Raw genomic sequence first — 19,862 nt, 5'->3', positions numbered from 1 at the left:
TGCGCTCACACGCTCAGGGAACCCGGAAGGTCTCCCCGTACACCTGCCACGTCAGCGGCGCGGACAGCTCCAGGTTCCCCTCCCGCAGGAACCGGCGCTGTGCGGTGTCGATCCGCGACGTGTCGGCGCCCGCGTCCCGCGCCAGCACGGCGGTGCGGCGCACCTCGAGGAACGCCTCCAGATACGCCTTCTCACCGCCGCCCCCGTCCGGCGCCTTCGCCTCGCGCAAAGCCTGCTCCCGGATGCCGTAGAAACCCTCGGGGCCGGTGTCGGGGCCGTGCGTGACCATCGCGTCGTAGTACACGAACTGGCCGAGCGTGCCGAGTCCGTCGAGCTTCGCCATCCGCACCGCCGGGTCGAAGTAGACCCGGTCGCGCTCGGCCTCCTGAGCCGCCCGGAACGCCGGCACGCCCGCCTCCGCCCGCCAGGCGTCCGTGAAGCCCGGGTCCAGACCCTCGTGCGAGTCCGTGCCGTCCACCTCGCGCAGTGCCGGCAGATACCCCGCCAGACCGTTGTCCGGGTGGTCCTCGGTGTAGCGCTCGACGAGGGCGAGCAGGTCGTGGGTGCCGCTGCAGAAACCGACGATGCCGGCCGTGTAGCCGTCCCCGTCACCGGCGTCCCCGATGACACCGTAGGTCTCGCGCCAGCGCAGCGTCGCGTTCTCGGCGCTCGCCAGGATCTGCTGGGCGAGTTCCTTCTTCGCCGGGTCGGCCAGCCCCGGCGGCCGGCTCGCCACCAGCCTGTCGTCCTTGGCCGACTCCGACTCGGCGCGCTCCTTGGCCGCCTCGCCCGCACGCGGCGAGGCGGACATGGCCGGGCCCCGGCCCACGGCCGCGCCGTCGGAGCCCCCGGGCACCAGCAGGTACACGGCCGTCGCCACCACGGGCACGGCCGCGACCAGCAGGGCTGAACGTTTCACCGGGGAACACCTCCACCCTTCAGTTCCGCCACCTTGACCACCGCCAGGACGACGAGCAGCCCGAGCAGCACCAGACAGGCTCCCGCCTGCAGCACCATACGGCGCCCGCCCCTGGGCACGTACGCGAAGACCGCCGCCACCGCACCGCCCGCCAGCAGCCCGCCGAGATGCCCCTCCCAGGACGTGACCACCGCGGAGATCACCAGCCACAGCAGCAGTCCGCCCATGAACCGGTTGACCGCCCGCATGTCGGCACCGATCCGACGGGCCAGCACGTAGTACCCGGCACCCAGCCCGAAGATCGCCCCGGACGCGCCCACCACGGAGTCCTGCGGAGCCAGCAGCAGCACCAGCACCGAACCGCCCAGCGCCGACAGCAGATACAGGGCGAGATAGTGGCCCCGGCCGAGCATCGGCTCGACGGCCCGGCCCAGGTTCCACAACGCCACCATGTTCATGACGATGTGCAGGATGCCGAACGTGCCCTCGGTGGGCGGCAGATGCAGGAAAGCACCCGTCAGCAGCCGGTACCACTCCCCGTTCACCAGGCCCTCCGGACGGAAGTCCCCGAACAGCGGCCCCTCGACCCACAGATAGTGACCGCCGTCCGGCCCGACCAGCCCCGCACCCAGCATCGCGAACCGGTCCACGACCTCCGGCCGCGCCAGCTCCGCCAGATACACCAGCACGCTGACGGCGATCAGTACGTACGTCACCACCGGCACCGCCGAAACACGGCCACCGACCACGGTACGGGCCTGCCGTACCGACCGCATGCCCTCCTTCACACAGTCCGGACACTGGTGGCCGACGGCCGCCTCGCGCATGCAGTCCGGGCAGATGTACCGGTCGCAGCGCACGCAGCGGACACGGCACTCCACCTTGGCATGGCGGTAACAGGTGGTGACGGTGGACTCGGAATCCACGAGCCGGCTCCTAGCGAAGAACGGGACGGACGAGCCGGTGGGGACGGCGGCGAACAAAATAGCGAACAAGGGGGGAGCGGCACGGAGGCGGGGTCGGGATGCCGTACCCTCGGGGCCGGTTCCGGTGACCGGGAGAGGAGCGCGCATGGCCGCGATCAGCCTGACCAGGATCGAGGAAACCGCGCCCAAGCTGGTCAGCCTGTACAAGACCGCAGGGCACGCCGTGTCCGGACACGGACTGGACGGCCTGCGCGCCGCGGTCTACCTCGTGCTCGACTACTCCGGATCGATGAGGCCGTACTACAAGGACGGCAGCGTCCAGGCGCTCGCCGACCGGGTACTGGGCCTGTCCGCCCACCTCGACGACGACGGCATCGTGCCGGTGGTGTTCTTCTCCACGGACGTCGACGCCGTCACCGACATCGCCCTCGCCGACCACGACGGGCGCGTCGAACGGATCGCGGCCGGCCTCGGCCACATGGGAAGGACCAGCTACCACCTGGCCATGGACGCCGTCATCGACCACTACCTCGACAGCGGACCGACCGAACCGGCCCTCGTCGTCTTCCAGACCGACGGCGGCCCCGTCAACCGGCTCGCCGCGCAACGGTACCTGTGCAAGGCGGCGAAACTACCGCTGTTCTGGCAGTTCATCGGCTTCGGCGACCCGGACAGCCGGCAGTTCGACTACCTGCGCACACTGGACGACCTGGCCGTGCCGGACAAACGGGTCGTCGACAACGCCGGGTTCTTCCACGCGGGCACCGCCCCCCGCAAGGTGCCCGACGCCGAACTGTACGACCGGCTGCTGGACGAATTCCCCAAGTGGCTGGCGGACGCGCGGACGCGCGGGATCGTGCAGCCACAGGGCGGCGGCCGCGGCCCCGGGCACCAGGCACACCGGTAGTGCCGCACCATCTCCCGCGCCACCCGCTGCCCCCCCAGATGCAGATCCTCCGTGTCGCGGAACGCCACATCGACAGGCGCCACACTCACCGAGAACGTCCGCACCGTGTCGCACGACAAACGCCGGTACACCGCGGTCACCGCCGACCGCACCGTCTCCAGATGCGGAAAGCCCCGCTCCACCACCCCGTCGCCCACCACGCCTCACCCCCAAGACGCCCAAAAACCCCTTCCACTGTACGAGCCCACCCCGAAAACCGACCCCGACCGCGGACACCCGGCACCCCGCCACCGCCCCGTAGGCTGACTCCCCATGACCACCAGCAGCACCGGTACCGGTGACGTCGACCCCGCAGTCCGCGAGGAACTCGCCGCGTTGCGCGACAGCATCGACAACATCGACGCCGCCGTCGTCCACATGCTCGCCGAACGCTTCAAATGCACCCAGCAAGTCGGCCGCCTCAAAGCCGAACACCGGCTGCCCCCCGCCGACCCGGCCCGCGAAGCCCGCCAGATCACCCGGCTGCGCACCCTCGCCGAGAACGCGAAACTCGACCCGGCCTTCGCCGAGAAGTTCCTGAACTTCATCATCGCCGAAGTGATCCGTCACCACGAACGCATCGCCGACGGCAGCCCCACCGGCGCCCCCGCACCCACCACCCACTGACCCCCCGCCCCCCACACCGGGGCGTGATCACGAACACCACGACCTGCCGGGCCGGACCCCGCCGCACCCCTCGCGTGCGCACCCCCCCACGCGGCCCGGCAGGCCCCGCCCCCCACGTGACGGCACTCACATGCCGCACCCTCCGCACGCCCCGCACACCCCAAAACCCCCGCACGCGGGCGCACATCCGGAACCCCGGCCCAGGGCCGGACATAAGCCGTGTACCGATCCGCCTCTGTGCCACACCACCGCCATCAGGCAGCATGGCCCGCATGTCCGTACTGACGCGCGACGAAGCGCAGAGCCGAGCACAGCTCCTCCACGTCCACCGCTACGCGATCGAACTCGATCTCACCACCGGTGACGACACCTTCGACTCCCGCACCGTGATCCACTTCACCGTCCTCCCGGACCAGGACAACACGGACACCTTCGTCGAAGTCAAGCCCGCCGAGCTGCGCTCCGTCACCCTCGACGGACACCCCCTCGACCCCGAGACCCTCGACGGCAACCGCCTGCCGCTCAAGGACCTCGCCCCCGGCGAACACGAACTCCACATCGACGCCGCCATGCACTACTCCCGCACCGGCGAAGGCATGCACCGCTTCACCGACCCCGCCGACGGCGAGACCTACACCTACACCCAGCTCTTCCTCGACGACGTCCAACGCGTCTTCCCGGCCTTCGACCAGCCCGACCTCAAGGCCGTCTTCGACCTCACCGTCACCGCCCCCCACACCTGGACCGTCCTCGCCAACGGCATCACCGAACACCTCGGCGACGGCCGCTGGAAAGCGGCAACCACCCCCCTCATCTCCACCTACCTCGTCGCCGTCGCCGCCGGACCCTGGCACTCCGTACGCACCGAACACCACGGCCTCCCCTTCGGCCTCCACTGCCGCCGCTCCCTCGCCCCCCACCTCGACGCCGACGCCGACGAACTCCTCGACGTCACCCGCGCCTGCTTCGACCGCTACCACGAGAAATTCGCCGAGCCCTACCCCTTCGACTCCTACGACCAGGCATTCGTCCCCGAATTCAACGCCGGCGCCATGGAAAACCCCGGCCTCGTCACCTTCCGCGACGAATTCGTCTTCCGGTCCGCCGTCACCGACACCCAACGGCAGACCCGCGCCATGGTCATCGCCCACGAAATGGCCCACATGTGGTTCGGCGACCTCGTCACCCTCACCTGGTGGGACGACATCTGGCTCAACGAGTCCTTCGCCGAATACATGGGCTACCAGATCACCGCCGAAGCCACCCTCGGGAGGTCTGGAGGGATCCCCCCCAGAAAATGGGGCACCGACACCTGGACCGACTTCGGAGTCACCCGCAAACCCTGGGGCTACGACGCCGACCAGCGCCCCTCCACCCACCCCGTCGCCCCCGAAGACGTCCAGGACACCGCCTCCGCCCTCCTCAACTTCGACGGCATCTCCTACGCCAAGGGCGCCTCCGCCCTACGCCAACTCGTCGCCTGGCTCGGCCAGGACGCCTTCCTCGCCGGCATCAACACCCACATCGACCGGCACAAATTCGCCAACGCCACCCTCACCGACTTCATCGACTCCCTCGCCTCCGCCACCGACCGCGACGTCCAGGCATGGGCCACCGCCTGGCTCACCACCACCGGAGTCGACACCCTCACCCCCCACCTCCACACCGAACACGGCCACTGGCACCTCACCATCCAGCACGAACCCAGCCCCTCCCAACCCTCCGAACCCGCCCCGGCCAAGGACCGCGACGGCCGCGAACCCCTCACCACCCCCAAGCCGGACGCCGGCATCCGCCCCCACCGCATCACCCTCGGCCTCTACGACCACGACCTCCACGACGCCCACGGCCTCACCCTCCGCAAACACCTCGACGTCGACCTCCCCACCACCGACGGCATCGACATCAGCGCCGCCGGCCCCCGCCCCGCCCTCCTCGTCCTCAACGACGGCGACCTCACCTACGCCAAAATCCGCTTCGACCACGAGTCCACCCACACCCTGCGCACCCGCCTCTCCGGACTTCCCGACCCCCTCACCCGCGCCGTCGTCTGGAACGCCCTGCGCGACGCCGTCCGCGACGGCGAACTCCCCCCCACCGACTACCTCGACATCGCCCGCACCCACCTCCCCCACGAAACCGACCTCGCCCTCGTCCAGGGCGTCCTCGCCTTCGCCGCCACCCACGTCACCGACCACTACCTCACCCCCGGCGGGCGGCCCGCCGCCCTCGCCACCCTCACCGACCTGTGCCGCGACCTCATCCGCCGCACCGAGGACGGCGACAACCCCGGCCTGCGCCTCATCGCCGTACGCCACCGCATCGACACCGCCGCCCACCCCCACACCATCGCCGCCTGGCTCACCGAGGGCACCGTCCCCGGCGGCCCCGAACTCGACCCCGAACTGCGCTGGCGCATCCTCACCCGACTCGCCGTCCTCGACGCCACCGACGAAGCCGCCATCACCGCAGAACTCGCCAACGACCCCAGCGCCGCCGGCCAGGAAGGCGCCGCCCGCTGCCGCGCCGCCCTGCCCCACGAAGACGCCAAAAACCGCGCCTGGGACGCCATGTTCCACACCGACAACCTGTCCACCTACCTGTTCACCGCCACCGCCCAAGGCTTCTGGCAACCCGAACAGGCCGACCTCACCCGCCCCTACGTCGCCCGCTACTACAAGGACGCCGTCGCCCTCGCCGCCCGCCGCGGCCCCGCCATCGCCGAAGCCGCCGGCCACTGGGCCTTCCCCGCCCACGCCATCGACCCCGAAACCCTCCGCCTCGGCCAGAAATGCCTCCGCAAGGCCGACCCGACCCCCGCCCTCCACCGCAAACTCGTCGACCAGCTCGACGACCTGGCCCGCGCACTGCGCATACAGCAGACACAGGCATGAACCGGCAGACACACCGCACGACCGGGGGTGCCGCGCCACGCGGCACCCGGCCCGCGATCCGGTGTGCTCACCGGAGCACCCGGTCGCGCAATTCAACACCTGTCAATAACCATTCATACCCAGTCCGTCGAATGGTCACGTGTGACCTAATCGCTACCCGTCGGTAAGCCCCTAGGGTCGAACCATGCGCCGAGCAAAAATCGTCTGCACACTGGGGCCCGCCACCCACACGTACGACCAGATCAAAGACCTGGTCGACGCCGGAATGGACGTCGCCCGATTCAACCTCAGCCACGGCACCCACGCCGAACACGAGGAGCGCTACCACCGGGTCCGAAAAGCCGCCGACGAAACCGGCCGCAGCGTCGGCCTCCTCGCCGACCTCCAAGGCCCGAAAATCAGACTCGGCCACTTCACCGAAGGCCCCGTACTCCTCGAACGCGGAGACACCTTCACCATCACCGTCGAAGACGGAACCCAAGGCGACCGCCACACCTGCGGCACCACCCACGCAGGCCTCGCCGACGACGTCACCACCGGCGAACGCATCCTCATCGACGACGGCAGAGTCACCCTCCACGTGGACGCCGTCGACGGCCCCCGCGTCCACACCACCGTCATCGAAGGCGGCATGGTCTCCGACCACAAAGGCCTCAACCTCCCCGGCGTCGCCGTCTCCGTCCCCGCCCTCTCCAAAAAGGACGAGGACGACCTCCGCTGGGCCCTGCGCACCGGCTTCGACACCATCGCCCTCTCCTTCGTACGCAGCGGACACGACATCAAAGACGTCCACCGCATCATGGAAGAAGAAGGCCGCCGCCTCCCCGTCATCGCCAAAATCGAAAAACCCCAAGCCGTCCAGAACATCGACGACATCGTCGCCGCCTTCGACGGCATCATGGTCGCCCGCGGAGACCTCGGCGTCGAAATGCCACTCGAACAAGTCCCCATCGTTCAAAAGCGCGCCATCAAACTCGCCAAACGCAACGCCAAACCGGTCATCGTCGCCACCCAAATGCTCGACTCGATGATCGACAACGCCCGCCCCACCCGCGCCGAAGCCTCCGACGTCGCCAACGCCGTCATCGACGGCACCGACGCCGTCATGCTCTCCGGCGAAACCAGCGTCGGCAAACACGCCATCAGCGCCGTCCGCACCATGGCCCGCATCGTCGAAGCGGCCGAAGAGGACATCCTCGCCAAGGGCCTCCCACCCCTCACCGAGACCGACAAACCCCGCACCCAGGGCGGCGCCGTCGCCCGAGCCGCCGCCGAAATGGGCGACTTCCTCAACGCCACCCACCTCATCGCCTTCACCCAGTCGGGCGACACCGTCCGCCGCCTCTCCCGCTACCGCTCACCCATCCCCCTCCTCGCCTTCACCCCCGACCCCGCCACCCGCTCCCAGCTCAGCCTCACCTGGGGCGTCGAAACCTTCCTCGGCCCCCACGTCGACTCCACCGACGCCATGGTCGACCAGGTCGACGAACTCCTCCTGACCTACGGCCGCTGCAAGAAGGGCGACATCGTCGTCATCACCGCCGGCTCCCCGCCCGGCGTCTCCGGCACGACCAACCTCGTCCGCGTCCACCGCATCGGCGAGGACGACAGCCCCAAGTGACCCGAGCGGGGCCCCGGTTCAGTACTTGGGACCCACGTGAAGATCCATCAGGGCGACGGACGCCTTCTTGGCGACGGATATGTTGAACGGCACACCGTCACGCGTGCAGTGCGTCCACTCGACGCCGAGGCGGTCGAGGGTGTCGGTGTAGAGGGTCCGGATGTCGTCGGACTTGTTGGCGAAGAAGTACCGCGGGTATTCGTAGCGTTTGTGTTCGCCGCGGACCACTTTGGTGGTCCAGTTGGTGATTCGACATCCATCGGAGTGGATTAGACCCCGAACGAACTTCCAGGGGTGAATGTCGACAATGACCCGTTGCCATGGGGCGAGGGTGATCGACCGATCGTGCTTCTTGCCAGGACCGTGCTGGGGGAACATGCAGACCCAGTGCCTGGTGAAGGACTGCACCTCGACACAGCCGGGCTTGGGCCGCAGCGCCACACTGGTCGACGGCATCACCCTGCGCTGGGCATCCGCCGCAGCGGCGATCAGGCCGCCCTGGGTGGCGTTGCAGTAGATCGACAGATGATGTTGCTTGCGCTTCGAGATGATGTGCCCGTCGCCGAGGTACAGCCCCAGCAGGTATGCGTACGCTTCTTCGTCGAGCGTGCGGCCGGTGCACCTGGGGCAGTCATTCGGTGGCTGATACAGCTCGCCCCGCGCTTTGCGGTCCTCGCTGCGCCACCAGCCAACAGTTCCCCCGGGAATGCTGAGCCGCTCCGCGACGACACGGTTCGGAACGCCTTGGCGCATCATGGTGACAGCCTGTGCGCGGATCGAAGGGCCGTGCTGATCCATGTGGCCACCGTGTGTGACTGCCCGCAGCTAGGTGCAGCAAAAAGTGGAGAACCACGCGAACGTGATCCTCCACTTCTGGGAGTGCCCGGTGTGGGATTCGAACCCACATGCCCAAAGGGCACGGCATTTTGAGTGCCGCGAGTCTGACCAGTTCCTCCAACCGGGCGGGTCATAGGGACCGGGCAAAAGTGTACCGGTTCACGGACTCTCCCCGCTGCTGGGTACCCTGCTGGAAGCAGTACGTCTGCCCCGCACCAAGGAGCCCACGTGAGCGTCCCCGAGTCGCCCCAGCCAGTAGACGCGTCCGACGACGACAAGTCGCACGTGCCTCCGATGACGACGCGCGTCGTCATCGCCGAGGACGAGGCGCTGATCCGGCTCGATCTCAAAGAGATGCTGGAGGAGGAGGGGTACACCGTCGTCGGTGAGGCCGGTGATGGTGAGCGGGCGGTGGAGCTGGCCCGTGAGCACCGTCCTGACCTGGTGATTCTCGATGTGAAGATGCCGAAGCTGGACGGTATCTCGGCGGCGGAGAAGATCGCTGAGGAGAGTATCGCGCCGGTGTTGATGCTGACGGCGTTCTCGCAGCGTGATCTGGTGGAGCGGGCGCGGGACGCGGGAGCGATGGCGTATCTGGTGAAGCCGTTCTCGAAGAGTGATGTGGTGCCGGCGATCGAGATGGCGGTGTCGCGGTTCACGGAGTTGCGGGAGCTGGAGCGTGAGGTCGCGGATCTGAGTCTGCGGTTGGAGACGCGGAAGCTGGTGGACCGGGCGAAGTCGGTGTTGCAGACGGTGTACGGGTTGTCGGAGCCGGCGGCGTTCCGGTGGATTCAGAAGACGTCGATGGATCGGCGGATGTCGATGCAGCAGGTGGCGCAGGCGGTTATTGATGACGCGGCGGAGAAGAAGGCGTCGAAGGAGTAGGTGTCGGTGGTGTTGCCGAGGCCCGCGTCCCTCCTGGGGGGGCGCGGGCCTCGGTGCTGTGTCGTGTGGGGTGGGTCAGTCGACGCCGAGGTAGGCGTTGCGGACGGATTGGTCGTGGAGGAGGTCCTGTCCGGTTCCGGAGAGGACGATTTTGCCGATTTCCATGACGTGGGCGTGGTCGGCGAGGGAGAGGGCGGCTTGGGCGTTCTGTTCGACGAGGAGGATGGTGGTGCCTTGGGATTTTAGTTCGGTGATGGTGGTCATGATTTTCTGCATCATGATCGGTGAGAGGCCCATGGAGGGTTCGTCGAGCATGAGGAGTTTGGGTCGGGACATGAGTGCTCTGCCCATGGCGAGCATTTGTTGTTCTCCGCCGGAGAGGGTTCCGGCGGCTTGTTTGCGGCGTTCTCCGAGGATGGGGAAGAGGTCGTAGGCGCGCTGGATGTCCTTTTCGATGCCTGTTTTGTCGTTGCGGAGGAAGGCTCCGAGGCGGAGGTTGTCCTCGATGGTCATGCGGGGGAAGATGTGGCGGCCTTCGGGGGAGTGGGCGAGGCCGTGGGCGACGATTTGGTGGGCGGGGATTTTTTTGAGGGATCTGCCGTTGAATTTGATGTGGCCGCCGACGGGCTTGAGGAGGCCGGAGAGGGTGCGGAGTGTGGTGGTTTTGCCTGCGCCGTTGGTTCCGATGAGGGTGACGACTTCGCCGGCTTCGACCTTGAAGGAGATGCCTTTGACGGCTTCGATTTTGCCGTAGGCGACTTTGAGGTCTTCGACTTCGAGGAGTGCGGTCATCGGTCGTTCTCCTTGCCGGGTGCTGCGTCCGTGCCGGGTGCCGTGTCCTTGTGGGGGGTTTCGGCGGTGGTGGCGGCTTTGGCTGCTGCGGCTTCGGCGGCTTCCACTTCGGCTGCTTCTTCGGCGCCGGGGTCGTTGTCGAGGGGTTCGCCGAGGTAGGCGGCGATGACGCGTTCGTCGTTCTGGACGGTGGTTGCGTCGCCTTCGATGAGTTTTTGTCCTTGGACGAGGACGGCTACGCGGTCGCAGAGGTTCATGATGAACCGCATGTCGTGTTCGATGACGAGGATGGCGATGCCCATGTCCCGGATGGCGAAGATGAGTTCTTCGGCGGCGCGGGTTTCCTGGGGGTTCATGCCGGCGGTGGGTTCGTCGAGGAGCAGGAGGCCGGGTTCGCTGGCGAGGGCGCGGGCGATCTCGAGTTTGCGTTGTTCGCCGTAGGAGAGGTTGCGGGAAAGGTGTTCGGCTTTGTCGGCGAGGCCGATGAACTCGAGGAGTTCCATGGCGCGTGCGCGGGACGCGGCTTCTGCTTTGTGGAAGCCGGGGCCGCGGAGGAGGGCGGACCAGAGTCCTTCTTTGGTGCGGGTGTGGCGGCCGACGAGGACGTTTTCCAGGACGGTCATGTTGCTGAAGAGGCGGATGTTCTGGAAGGTGCGGGCGATGCCGGCGGCGGTGACTTTGAAGGATTTGGGCGGCAGTATGTTGCCTTTGTAGCGGACTTCGCCTTCGGTGGGGATGTAGAGGCCGGTGAGGCAGTTGAAGAAGGTGGTTTTGCCGGCTCCGTTGGGTCCGATGAGGCCGACGATTTCGCCGCTGTTGACGGTGAGGTCGACGTCGCGGACGGCGGTGAGGCCGCCGAAGCGCATGGTGACGCCGCGGGCGTCGAGGACGGTTTCGCCGGGGGCGGGGGTGCCTGGGGTGGTGTCCTTGGTGGTGGTGTGGGTGGTCATGTGTCAGGCCCCTGTCTTGCTCAGGACTGCGGGCGCGTCGTCCTCTGTGTGGAATTCCAGTTTGCGGCGGCGGTTGGGGATGAGTCCTTCGGGGCGGAAGCGCATGATGAGTACGAGTGCGAGTCCGAAGGCGAAGAGCTGGTAGTCGCCGAGGAATTGGAGTTTGTTGGGGATGAGGAAGAGGAGTGAGGCGCCGATGAGGGGTCCGGCGATGGTGCCCATGCCGCCGAGGACGACTGCGGCGAGGAGGAAGGCGGAGTTGGGTGGGGTGGTGCCGGCGAAGAGGTACTGCTCGGGTGTGACGGTGTAGGTGACGTGTGCTTGGACGGTGCCGGCGAGGCCGGCGAGGGTGGCGCCGAGGGCGAAGGCGATGAGTTTGACGCGGAAGCCGTTGATGCCCATGGCGAGGGCGGCGGTTTCGTCTTCGCGGATGGCGACCCAGGCGCGGCCGATGCGGGAGTCGCTGCTGCGTCGGAAGACGAGGACGACGACGGCGGTGATGGCGAGCATCAGGAAGAAGTAGTTGGCGAATCGGCCGATGGTGAAGCCGGCGATGTCGTGGGGGATGCCGAGGTCGAAGCCGAGGATGGTGAGGTCGGGGATGGAGGAGATGCCGTTGGAGCCGTTGGTGAGGTCGGGTCCTGAGGTGCCGTCGAGGTTGTTGACGGTGATGCGGAAGATTTCGCCGAAGCCGAGGGTGACGATGGCGAGGTAGTCGCCGCGGAGGCGGAGGGTGGGGGCGCCGATGAGGACGCCGAAGATGAGGGAGGCGATGGCTCCGACGAGTACGGCTGCCCAGAAGGGGAAGTGGACGCCGAAGGGGGAGCTGGGGGAGCCGGAGACGAGTGAGGCGGCGTAGGCGCCGACGCCGAGGAAGGCGACGTAGCCGAGGTCGAGGAGGCCTGCGAGGCCGACGACGATGTTCAGGCCGAGGGCGACGGTGGCGAAGATGAGGATGTAGACGCCGAGGGTGGCGTACTGGTCGTCGGTCTGGGTGAAGGGGAAGCAGGCTGCGGCGATGAATGCGCCGCAGACGGTGATGTTCTGGTGCCGGGCGGTGATGTAGGAGGCCTGGGTGATGAGTCCGGACTTGTTGAGTGCGGCGAAGCCGAAGCCGGCGGTGATGAGGAAGCCGACGAAGAGTTCGTCGTATTCGGTGCCGATGCCGTAGGTGAAGACGGTGAGGGCGAGGGCGAGGACGCCGACGATGATGAGGATTTCGGCGTAGGAGGGCAGGGGGGGTACGGGGCGTGGGGTGCCGGTGGTGAAGGCTGCCTTGATGGTCTGCCAGGTGTGGCCGGCGTTGTGTTTGAAGTGTGCCCAGCCGTTTTCGTCGGGGTCGATGGGGTCGGGTTCGGGGCGTTCGAAGGGGAGGGCGAGTGCGCCGAGGAGGGTGAGGAGGGTGGCGGCGGCTGCGAGGTAGCCGCCGGGTTCGAGGTTGACGAGGCCGCCGAGCTGGAAGCTGATGGCGAGGATCGTGTACCAGGTGGTGGTGAAGGCGGCGAGTGCGGCGAGTTTGATGGCGGCGTCGGCGCCGGCGGGGGTGAGCCAGCGTAGTCCTCGGGTGCCGTAGGAGGAGAGGGCGAGGAGGGTGGTGAGGGTGCCGGCGATGAGGACGAGGACTTGGAGTCCGCCGGGGTAGCCGTAGTAGGTGAGGTCGCCGGGGAATTCGGAGGTCCAGGTCCAGGCGAGGAAGGTGGAGACGATGGTGAGGGCGGCGCCGCCGGTGGTGAGGGCGCGGCCGGTGTGCGGGGGGATGCCGATGAGGCCGGTGGGGGTGTTCGCCGCGGAGGGGGCGGGGTTTTTCGTGGTGCTGGTCTGTGTGGTCATGGGTGTCACGCCCTGTCCGCAACGCGTTCGCCGAGCAGGCCTTGGGGCCTGAGCAGCAGTACGAGGATGAGGAGGATGAAGGCCCAGACGTCGGCCCAGGACTGGCTGCCGAACTGGTCGAGGCCGGGTACGTCGGCGATGTAGGCGGTGGCGAGGGTTTCGGCGAGGCCGAGGACGAGGCCGCCGATCATGGCGCCGTAGATGTTGCCGATGCCGCCGAGGACTGCTGCGGTGAAGGCTTTGAGGCCGAGGATGAAGCCCATCTTGAATTCGATCTGGCCGTACTTGAGGCCGTAGGCGACGGATCCGACGGCGGCGAAGATGGCGCCGAGGGCGAAGGCGACCACGATGATGCGGTCGGTGTTGACGCCCATGAGTTTGGCGGTGTCGGGGTCCTGTGCGGTGGCCTGCATGCCGCGTCCGGTGCGGGTGCGCATGACGAAGTAGGCGAGGATGCCCATGCTGATGGGGGCGGCGATGAAGAGGAAGATGTCGCCGGTCTGGAGGGTGACGCTGCCGATGTGGAAGGGGCCGCCGTCGATCTGGGGGAAGGTGCGGGCCGATTTGGCTTCGGGGTACCAGGCCCATACGGCTTGTTGGAGGGCGAGGGAGAGGCCGATGGCGGTGATGAGGGGGGCGAGGCGGGGTGAGCCGCGGAGGGGGCGGTAGGCGAATCGTTCCGCGCCGACGGCGACGGTGGTGGAGATGAGCATCGCCCCGAGGAGCATGAGGGGGAGGGCGATGAGCATGGAGGTGCCGTCGGGCAGGATGTAGAGGTAGACCGTGAGTGCGCCGAAGGCGCCGGTCATGAAGATCTCGCCGTGGGCGAAGTTGATGAGCTGGATGATGCCGTAGACCATTGTGTAGCCGATGGCGACCAGCCCGTACATGGATCCCAGTAGCAGGCCGTTGACCAGCTGCTGCGGCAGTTCGTTCACCGCATGTCCTCCGAGACGTTCGGAAAGTCAGACGAATGGGGCCGGATGTGAGTGAGCGCGGGGCGCCTGTGGTGCGGCGCCCCGCGCGGCTCGTGTGGTGCGGGGTGGGTCAGCCGGTGTAGGTGCCGGAGTCGACGGCCTTCCAGTCGCCGTTCTCGACGGCGTAGACGGTGAGCTGCTTGTTGGTGGCGTCGCCGAATTCGTCGAAGGAGACCTTGCCGGTGACTCCGTCGAAGGAGACGTTCTGCATGGCGGCGGTGACCTTGGCGCGGGCGTCGTCGGGGAGTTTGCCGTCGTTGTCCTCGACGACCTTCTTGACGGCTTCGATGATGGCCCAGGCGGAGTCGTAGCTGTAGCCGCCGTAGGCCTCGTAGTCCTCCTTGTAGCCCTCGGCGTCGTAGTTGGCGACGAATTCCTTGGCGGAGGGGAGGTCTTCGACGGGGGCGCCGACGGAGGTGGCGAGGTCGCCGGTGCCGGTGGTGCCGGCGAGCTTGATGAAGTCGGCGCTGTAGATGCCGTCGCCGCCGACGAGGGGGATCTTGGCTCCGGCGGCCTTGATCTGCTTGCTGAGCGGGCCGGCCTGCGGGTATTCGCCGCCGTAGTAGACGACGTCGGCGCCGGACTGCTTGACCTTGGCGGCGACGGCGTTGAAGTCCTTGGTGTCGGGGTTGATGTGTTCGGTGCCGACGACTTCGCCGCCGAGCTTCTTGAAGGCTTCGGTGAAGGTGCCGGCGAGGCCGGCGCCGTAGGTCTTCTTGTCGTCGATGACGAAGACCTTGCGCTTCTTGGAGTCGTTGTAGAGGTACTCGGCGGCGAAGGGGCCCTGGACGGCGTCGGTGGTCGCGGTGCGGAAGTACGACTTGTAGGGGCGGACCTGCTTGGTCTGCCAGTCGACGCCCTGGGTGAGTGCGGGGTTGGTGTTGGCGGGGGAGACCTCGACCAGCTGGGCGGCGTCGAAGACCTTCTGCATGGATTCGCCGACGGAGGAGTTCAGCGGTCCGACGACGCCGAGGACGTCGTCGTTGGCGACGAGCTTGGTGGCGTTCTGCTGGCCTACGGAGGGCTGGCCCTGGTCGTCGAGGGCTTCGACCTCGAAGGTGACGCCTTCGACGGTCTTTTCCTTGTTGGCGGTCTTGGCGGCGAGGTCCACGGAGTTCTTGATGCCGAGGCCCAGCGCGGACAGGTCGCCGGTCAGTGGCGCGTCGACGCCGATGACGACGGTGGTGCCACCGTTGCCGGAGTCCGAGCTGCCGCCGCCGTTCTCGTCGCGCGAACCGCAGGCGGTGAGGGTGAGTGCTCCTGCCGCCAAAGCAGCGGTGACGGCGATGAGTGAACGTTGACGCACGATCCAGTCCTTTCCCCTGACGGCTGTTTCCCGGTGGAAACGGCCGAGTCGAGCGCTGGGCCGAAGTGAGAATCGGGAGGCGCGGTGACTGGCCGTGACTCTAAGCGGGTGGGGGTAACGGGGAGGAGGGTCTGGCCAATGCTGTGACTCTCTTGTTATGACACGGCGTATTGCAGAGCGGTACCGAGTGGGGGGAACGATGGAATTCAAGCCGTTTTGACCTGTCCGGATGGTGAGAAACCGCAGGACCGGGCGGGGTGTGTTCAGGTGTATGAGGGGGTTTTGGTGATTACCGGGAATCGTTGCCGCAGGCGACCTGCAGGGCCAGGGAGAGGTCCTGCGTGTAGCGCTGTCCGAGGATGAAGCTGTGTGCCTGCATTGCGTGTGTGTTACGCAGAGTTACATCCAGGAAAGGGAGTCCGGCGTTCTCCGGCAATCCTTCGCATTCCGTGGCGCGCAGGGTGACGGCGATCTTGTGGGGGGATCCTGCTTTTGTCCGGAAAGGGGTGCGCGGGCTGGAGGTCGTGGAAAGGCCCGCGTACGGCTGGGAAATGCGGGTGACGGTGACCGGAGGGCCTGATTCCACGGTGAGTTCCACGGTGAAGGTGAAATTCCGTTTGTCTGTTTCCGGGTCTTTGGCCTGCGGTTCCAGGTAGGTGATGAGGGTCACCTGGGACGGGAGCGGCGGTGCGGGTGGCGGGGGTTGCCGGGGGCGGGTGGCGTGCAGGAGGACACCGGCCGTGAGGACGGTCGCCGCGGTGAGGGCGGTGAGTACGGTCCGGCGGTGACGCCCGTACAGCCGGGCGAGGCGCTCGTGGCGGGAACCGAGAGGGCCGCGGGGGGCGCGGGGGAACGGCGGGGTGGCCAGGGGGCGGGTCCCGTCGCCGGGTTCGACGGGGCCGACCGCGTTCATCGCCAGGCGCCTTCGTCCGGTCCGCCGGTGCGGTACCGCTCGGCGCAGGCCTTGCGGACGTGACGGGCGATCACGTCGTGGGCGGCCGCGGCGCCTCGGCGCTCACGGACGGGGCGGGCGGCGTCCACGGCGTCGCGCAGGATGTCGTACTGGCCGTTGGACAGGCCCATCGACTGGTAGTCGCCGTAGGTGGTGCCGTCCAGCACCTCGCGGGCCCAGTGGGCGACGATCCGTACGCACACGTCCTCGGGGGCGGTGGCCGGGGGTGAGGGCGACGGGGACGCCGGCGGGGAGGGTGCCGGGGTGCCGGTGCGTGCGGACGGGCCGCATCCGGCTGTCAGGAGGACGGCCACGAGGACAGCCGGTAACGCCGTGGTGAGGACCGGCGGGAGGGGCCCGGAGAGGGAGGGGGGCGACGGGAGCGGCACCGTCGTGCGCAGGGGGCGGCCGGCGCCCCGCGCGGCGGGCCGGGTGGCGCCTCCCCGTTCCATGCCCGAACGGTAGGGCGCCCACGGTTGCCGGGCAAGGGGCGGGTGGCGCGGGGGCGGTCACGTGCTCCGCACCACCCCTTGGCCGCGGCCGGCCCGTCGGGTCAGCCCGTCGCGGCGCCGGAGGTCTGCTGCGCGTCCTTCGGGTCGAGGTCGCGCAGCAGGCAGGTCAGGCGCGCGGTGCACACCCGCTTGCCGGCCTCGTCGCTGATGACGATCTCGTACGTGGCGGTGGACCGCCCCCGGTGCACCGGGGTGGCGACCCCGGTGACCAGGCCGGAGCGCGCGCCGCGGTGGTGGGTGCAGTTGAGGTCGACACCCACGGCGATCCTGGTGGCGCCGCCGTGCAGCATCGACCCCACCGACCCGAGGGTCTCGGCCAGCACGGCGGAGGCGCCGCCGTGCAGCAGCCCGTAGGGCTGGGTGTTGCCCTCCACCGGCATCGTCCCGACGACGCGCTCGGCCGAGGCCTCCAGGATCTGCACGCCCATGCGGATGCCGAGGTGGCCGGCGGAGAACAGGGCCCGCAGGTCCACGCCGAGCGCGGCGTACTCGTCGATGACCTCTTGCGGGAACGTGACGTGCTGCTGCTCTCCCATGGGGCCGGGCTCCGTTCGTCGTGATCACTGCGGCGGTACGGCTGCGGCACCGCACGGCACTGAGCAAACGCTCAGTCGGTTGCGGATTGTTCCAGACGGACCACGACGGACTTGCTGGCCGGGGTGTTGCTGGTGTCGGCGGTCGCGTCCAGCGGCACGAGGACGTTGGTCTCCGGGTAGTACGCGGCGGCGCAGCCGCGGGCCGTCGGGTAGTGCACGACGCGGAATCCGGGGGCCCTGCGCTCCACGCCGTCCTTCCACTCGCCGACCAGGTCGACGTACGAGCCGTCCGCGAGCCGCAGCTCGCGCGCGTCCTCGGGGTTGACGAGCACCACGCGGCGGCCGTTCCTGATGCCGCGGTAGCGGTCGTCGAGGCCGTAGATCGTGGTGTTGTACTGGTCGTGCGAGCGCAGGGTCTGCAGCAGCAGCCGCCCCTTCGGCAGGTGGGGGTACTCGACCGGGGCGGCGGTGAAGTTGGCCTTGCCGGTGGCGGTGGGGAAGCGCCGCTCGTCGCGCGGGGCGTGGGGGAGGGCGAAGCCCGAGGGGTCGGCCACGCGCGCGTTGAAGTCCTCGAAGCCGGGGACCACACGTGCGATGCGGTCGCGGATCGTCGCGTAGTCCTTCTCGAACTCCTCCCACGGCACCTTGCTGTCGGAGCCGAGGACGCGGCGGGCCAGCCGGCAGACGATGGCGGGCTCGGACAGCAGCTGTGCGCTCGCCGGTTCGAGGCGGCCGCGGGAGGCGTGCACCATGCCCATGGAGTCCTCGACCGTCACGAACTGCTCGCCGCCGCCCTGCAGGTCGCGTTCGGTGCGGCCCAGGGTCGGCAGGATGAGGGCGCGCGCGCCGGTGACGGCGTGCGAGCGGTTCAGCTTGGTCGACACGTGCACGGTCAGCCGGGCCCGGCGCATCGCGGCCTCGGTGACCCCGGTGTCGGGGGAGGCGGAGACGAAGTTGCCGCCCATGGCGAAGAAGACCTTCGCAGCTCCGTCGCGCAGTGCGCGGATGGCCCGTACGACGTCGTAGCCGTGTTCACGCGGCGGGCTGAAGCCGAATTCCTTCTCCAGGGCGTCCAGGAACGCCTCGGCGGGCCGCTCGAAGATGCCCATGGTGCGGTCGCCCTGCACGTTGGAGTGGCCGCGCACCGGGCAGACGCCCGCGCCGGGGCGGCCGATGTTGCCGCGCAGCAGCAGGAAGTTGACGATTTCGCGGATCATGGGCACGGAGTGCTTGTGCTGGGTGAGGCCCATCGCCCAGCACACGATGACGCGCTCGGATTCGAGGACCATGCGCAGGCAGGTCTCGATGTCCTCGCGCGTGAGGCCGGTCGCGGTGAGGGTGGCGTCCCAGTCGGCGGCGCGGGCGGCCTCGGCGAAATCCTCGTAGCCGTGGGTGTGTTCACGGACGAAGTCCTCGTCGACGGCGCCGGGCGTCTCGAGGACCAGCTTGTTGAGGATGCGGAAGAGGGCCTGGTCGCCGCCGAGGCGGATCTGCAGGAACAGGTCGGTCAGGGCGGCGCCGGTGGCGAGGCCCCTGGGGGTCTGCGGGTTCTTGAAGCGTTCCAGGCCTGCCTCGGGCAGCGGGTTGACGCTGATGATCCGTGCGCCGTTCCCCTTGGCCTTCTCCAGGGCGGAGAGCATGCGCGGGTGGTTGGTGCCGGGGTTCTGTCCGGCGACGATGATCAGGTCGGCCTTGTGGAGGTCCTCGAGCAGGACGCTGCCCTTGCCGACGCCGATCGTCTCGGACAGGGCGGAACCGGAGGACTCGTGGCACATGTTCGAGCAGTCGGGCAGGTTGTTGGTGCCGAGCTCACGCGCGAACAGCTGGTAGAGGAACGCGGCCTCGTTGCTGGTGCGTCCGGAGGTGTAGAAGACGGCCTCGTCGGGGGAGCCGAGGGCGTCGATCTCCTCGGCGACGATGTCGAAGGCGCGCTCCCAGGTGACCGGCTCGTAGCGGTCGCCGCCCTCCGGGAGGTACACGGGGTGGGTCAGGCGGCCCTGCTGGCCCAGCCAGTAGCCGCTGCGGCCGGCCAGGTCGGCGACGGGGTGCTCGGCGAAGAACTCGGGGGTGACCCGGCGCAGGGTGGCCTCTTCGGCCACGGCCTTCGCGCCGTTCTCGCAGAACTCCGCCGTGTGCCGGTGCTCGGGCTCGGGCCAGGCGCAGCCCGGACAGTCGAAGCCGTTCTTCTGGTTGACGCTGAGGAGGGTGAGCGCCGTGCGTTTCACGCCCATCTGCTGGTGGGCCATGCGCAGACTGTGGCCGATCGCCGTGAGGCCGGCGGCCGCGTGTTTCGGCTCGGTGACCCTCGGCGCGTCCTGGACCGGGTCACCCTTGGGCGGCTTGCTGGCCATC

17 protein-coding genes, 1 tRNA gene and 1 pseudogene are annotated in these 19,862 nt (G+C 68.4%); 5 read left to right on the top strand and 14 right to left on the bottom strand.

What is annotated here, in order from left to right; genetic code table 11:
* Window positions 1-13 precede the first annotated feature (13 nt).
* Complete coding sequence (locus tag ACFWVE_RS13400; RefSeq protein WP_384012374.1) at window positions 14-919, bottom strand: chitosanase; 906 nt, start codon at window positions 917-919, stop codon at window positions 14-16.
* Complete coding sequence (locus ACFWVE_RS13395; protein WP_384012371.1) at window positions 916-1,845, bottom strand: rhomboid family intramembrane serine protease; 930 nt, start codon at window positions 1,843-1,845, stop codon at window positions 916-918. The genes ACFWVE_RS13400 and ACFWVE_RS13395 overlap by 4 nt, the downstream gene beginning before the upstream one ends.
* 145 nt (window positions 1,846-1,990) lie before the next feature.
* Here ACFWVE_RS13395 and ACFWVE_RS13390 point away from each other — a divergent pair, with 145 nt between their 5' ends.
* The gene (locus ACFWVE_RS13390) at window positions 1,991-2,752 is read left to right on the top strand and encodes a vWA domain-containing protein (RefSeq protein ID WP_384012368.1); all 762 of its coding nucleotides are present in this window, start codon (window positions 1,991-1,993) and stop codon (window positions 2,750-2,752) included.
* On the opposite strand, the pseudogene ACFWVE_RS13385 reads toward ACFWVE_RS13390, so the two are convergent.
* Window positions 2,746-2,952: pseudogene (locus ACFWVE_RS13385) on the bottom strand (hypothetical protein); the annotation flags it as partial. The gene ACFWVE_RS13390 and the pseudogene ACFWVE_RS13385 overlap by 7 nt on opposite strands.
* A gap of 112 nt (window positions 2,953-3,064) precedes the next feature.
* Between ACFWVE_RS13385 and ACFWVE_RS13380 the strand changes: the two are divergent.
* The 3 genes from ACFWVE_RS13380 (at window position 3,065) to pyk (ending at window position 7,933) form a co-directional block, all read left to right on the top strand.
* Window positions 3,065-3,418, top strand: a complete 354-nt coding sequence (locus tag ACFWVE_RS13380) for a chorismate mutase (RefSeq protein ID WP_384012365.1) — start codon at window positions 3,065-3,067, stop codon at window positions 3,416-3,418.
* A gap of 263 nt (window positions 3,419-3,681) precedes the next feature.
* On the top strand, window positions 3,682-6,312 hold the full coding sequence (gene pepN, locus ACFWVE_RS13375; RefSeq protein WP_384012362.1) for an aminopeptidase N: 2,631 nt from the start codon (window positions 3,682-3,684) through the stop codon (window positions 6,310-6,312).
* A 184-nt stretch (window positions 6,313-6,496) separates the two neighbouring features.
* Complete coding sequence (gene pyk / locus ACFWVE_RS13370) at window positions 6,497-7,933, top strand: pyruvate kinase (RefSeq protein WP_384012359.1); 1,437 nt, start codon at window positions 6,497-6,499, stop codon at window positions 7,931-7,933.
* A gap of 18 nt (window positions 7,934-7,951) precedes the next feature.
* On the opposite strand, the gene ACFWVE_RS13365 is transcribed toward pyk, so the two are convergent.
* Window positions 7,952-8,731, bottom strand: a complete 780-nt coding sequence (locus ACFWVE_RS13365) for a helix-turn-helix domain-containing protein (RefSeq protein ID WP_384012356.1) — start codon at window positions 8,729-8,731, stop codon at window positions 7,952-7,954.
* A gap of 82 nt (window positions 8,732-8,813) precedes the next feature.
* Window positions 8,814-8,897 (bottom strand) — tRNA-Leu (locus ACFWVE_RS13360).
* 101 nt (window positions 8,898-8,998) lie between these two features.
* Here ACFWVE_RS13360 and ACFWVE_RS13355 point away from each other — a divergent pair.
* On the top strand, window positions 8,999-9,655 hold the full coding sequence (locus ACFWVE_RS13355; RefSeq protein WP_384012354.1) for an ANTAR domain-containing response regulator: 657 nt from the start codon (window positions 8,999-9,001) through the stop codon (window positions 9,653-9,655).
* A 75-nt stretch (window positions 9,656-9,730) separates the two neighbouring features.
* Here ACFWVE_RS13355 and ACFWVE_RS13350 read toward each other — a convergent pair whose 3' ends face one another.
* The 9 genes from ACFWVE_RS13350 to ACFWVE_RS13310 all read right to left on the bottom strand — a co-directional run bounded on the left by ACFWVE_RS13350 (window position 9,731) and on the right by ACFWVE_RS13310 (window position 19,861).
* Window positions 9,731-10,447, bottom strand: a complete 717-nt coding sequence (locus ACFWVE_RS13350) for an ABC transporter ATP-binding protein (RefSeq protein ID WP_384012352.1) — start codon at window positions 10,445-10,447, stop codon at window positions 9,731-9,733.
* On the bottom strand, window positions 10,444-11,397 hold the full coding sequence (locus ACFWVE_RS13345) for an ABC transporter ATP-binding protein (RefSeq protein ID WP_384012349.1): 954 nt from the start codon (window positions 11,395-11,397) through the stop codon (window positions 10,444-10,446). Before ACFWVE_RS13345 ends, ACFWVE_RS13350 begins: the two co-directional genes overlap by 4 nt.
* A 3-nt stretch (window positions 11,398-11,400) precedes the next feature.
* Window positions 11,401-13,227, bottom strand: coding sequence for a branched-chain amino acid ABC transporter permease (locus ACFWVE_RS13340; protein WP_384012346.1), 1,827 nt, complete (start codon window positions 13,225-13,227; stop codon window positions 11,401-11,403).
* A gap of 5 nt (window positions 13,228-13,232) precedes the next feature.
* Window positions 13,233-14,165 (bottom strand): branched-chain amino acid ABC transporter permease, encoded by a 933-nt coding sequence (locus ACFWVE_RS13335; RefSeq protein ID WP_384012343.1) that lies wholly within the window; start codon window positions 14,163-14,165, stop codon window positions 13,233-13,235.
* Between the two features lie 109 nt (window positions 14,166-14,274).
* A complete protein-coding gene (locus tag ACFWVE_RS13330; protein WP_384012340.1) occupies window positions 14,275-15,510 on the bottom strand; it encodes a branched-chain amino acid ABC transporter substrate-binding protein in 1,236 nt (411 codons plus the stop codon).
* Window positions 15,511-15,799: 289 nt separating this feature from the next.
* Window positions 15,800-16,423: a Tat pathway signal sequence domain protein gene (locus ACFWVE_RS13325; RefSeq protein ID WP_384012335.1), complete on the bottom strand. Its 624-nt coding sequence runs from the start codon at window positions 16,421-16,423 to the stop codon at window positions 15,800-15,802.
* The gene (locus tag ACFWVE_RS13320; RefSeq protein WP_384012333.1) at window positions 16,420-16,914 is read right to left on the bottom strand and encodes a hypothetical protein; all 495 of its coding nucleotides are present in this window, start codon (window positions 16,912-16,914) and stop codon (window positions 16,420-16,422) included. The genes ACFWVE_RS13325 and ACFWVE_RS13320 overlap by 4 nt, the downstream gene beginning before the upstream one ends.
* Window positions 16,915-17,015: 101 nt before the next feature.
* Window positions 17,016-17,510: a PaaI family thioesterase gene (locus ACFWVE_RS13315; protein WP_384012330.1), complete on the bottom strand. Its 495-nt coding sequence runs from the start codon at window positions 17,508-17,510 to the stop codon at window positions 17,016-17,018.
* Between the two features lie 71 nt (window positions 17,511-17,581).
* Entirely contained in the window at window positions 17,582-19,861 is a 2,280-nt protein-coding gene (locus tag ACFWVE_RS13310; RefSeq protein ID WP_384012327.1) for an FdhF/YdeP family oxidoreductase, read from the bottom strand.
* Window position 19,862 lies beyond the last annotated feature (1 nt).

Origin of the sequence: Streptomyces sp. NPDC058632 (assembly GCF_042717095.1) — a bacterium.
In the GTDB taxonomy this organism is placed as follows: Bacteria; Actinomycetota; Actinomycetes; order Streptomycetales; family Streptomycetaceae; genus Streptomyces.
This window is presented reverse-complemented; position numbering and strand designations above follow the sequence as displayed.

Coding starts and splice junctions, on each gene's coding strand:
- ACFWVE_RS13390 (WP_384012368.1), top strand. CDS start 1,991: ATGGCCGCGATCAGCCTGACCAGGATCGAGGAAACCGCGCCCAAGCTG.
- ACFWVE_RS13365 (WP_384012356.1), bottom strand. CDS start 8,731: ATGGATCAGCACGGCCCTTCGATCCGCGCACAGGCTGTCACCATGATG.
- ACFWVE_RS13310 (WP_384012327.1), bottom strand. CDS start 19,861: ATGGCCAGCAAGCCGCCCAAGGGTGACCCGGTCCAGGACGCGCCGAGG.
- ACFWVE_RS13320 (WP_384012333.1), bottom strand. CDS start 16,914: ATGGAACGGGGAGGCGCCACCCGGCCCGCCGCGCGGGGCGCCGGCCGC.
- pepN (WP_384012362.1), top strand. CDS start 3,682: ATGGCCCGCATGTCCGTACTGACGCGCGACGAAGCGCAGAGCCGAGCA.
- ACFWVE_RS13315 (WP_384012330.1), bottom strand. CDS start 17,510: ATGGGAGAGCAGCAGCACGTCACGTTCCCGCAAGAGGTCATCGACGAG.
- ACFWVE_RS13345 (WP_384012349.1), bottom strand. CDS start 11,397: ATGACCACCCACACCACCACCAAGGACACCACCCCAGGCACCCCCGCC.
- ACFWVE_RS13325 (WP_384012335.1), bottom strand. CDS start 16,423: ATGAACGCGGTCGGCCCCGTCGAACCCGGCGACGGGACCCGCCCCCTG.
- ACFWVE_RS13340 (WP_384012346.1), bottom strand. CDS start 13,227: ATGACCACACAGACCAGCACCACGAAAAACCCCGCCCCCTCCGCGGCG.
- ACFWVE_RS13380 (WP_384012365.1), top strand. CDS start 3,065: ATGACCACCAGCAGCACCGGTACCGGTGACGTCGACCCCGCAGTCCGC.
- ACFWVE_RS13350 (WP_384012352.1), bottom strand. CDS start 10,447: ATGACCGCACTCCTCGAAGTCGAAGACCTCAAAGTCGCCTACGGCAAA.
- pyk (WP_384012359.1), top strand. CDS start 6,497: ATGCGCCGAGCAAAAATCGTCTGCACACTGGGGCCCGCCACCCACACG.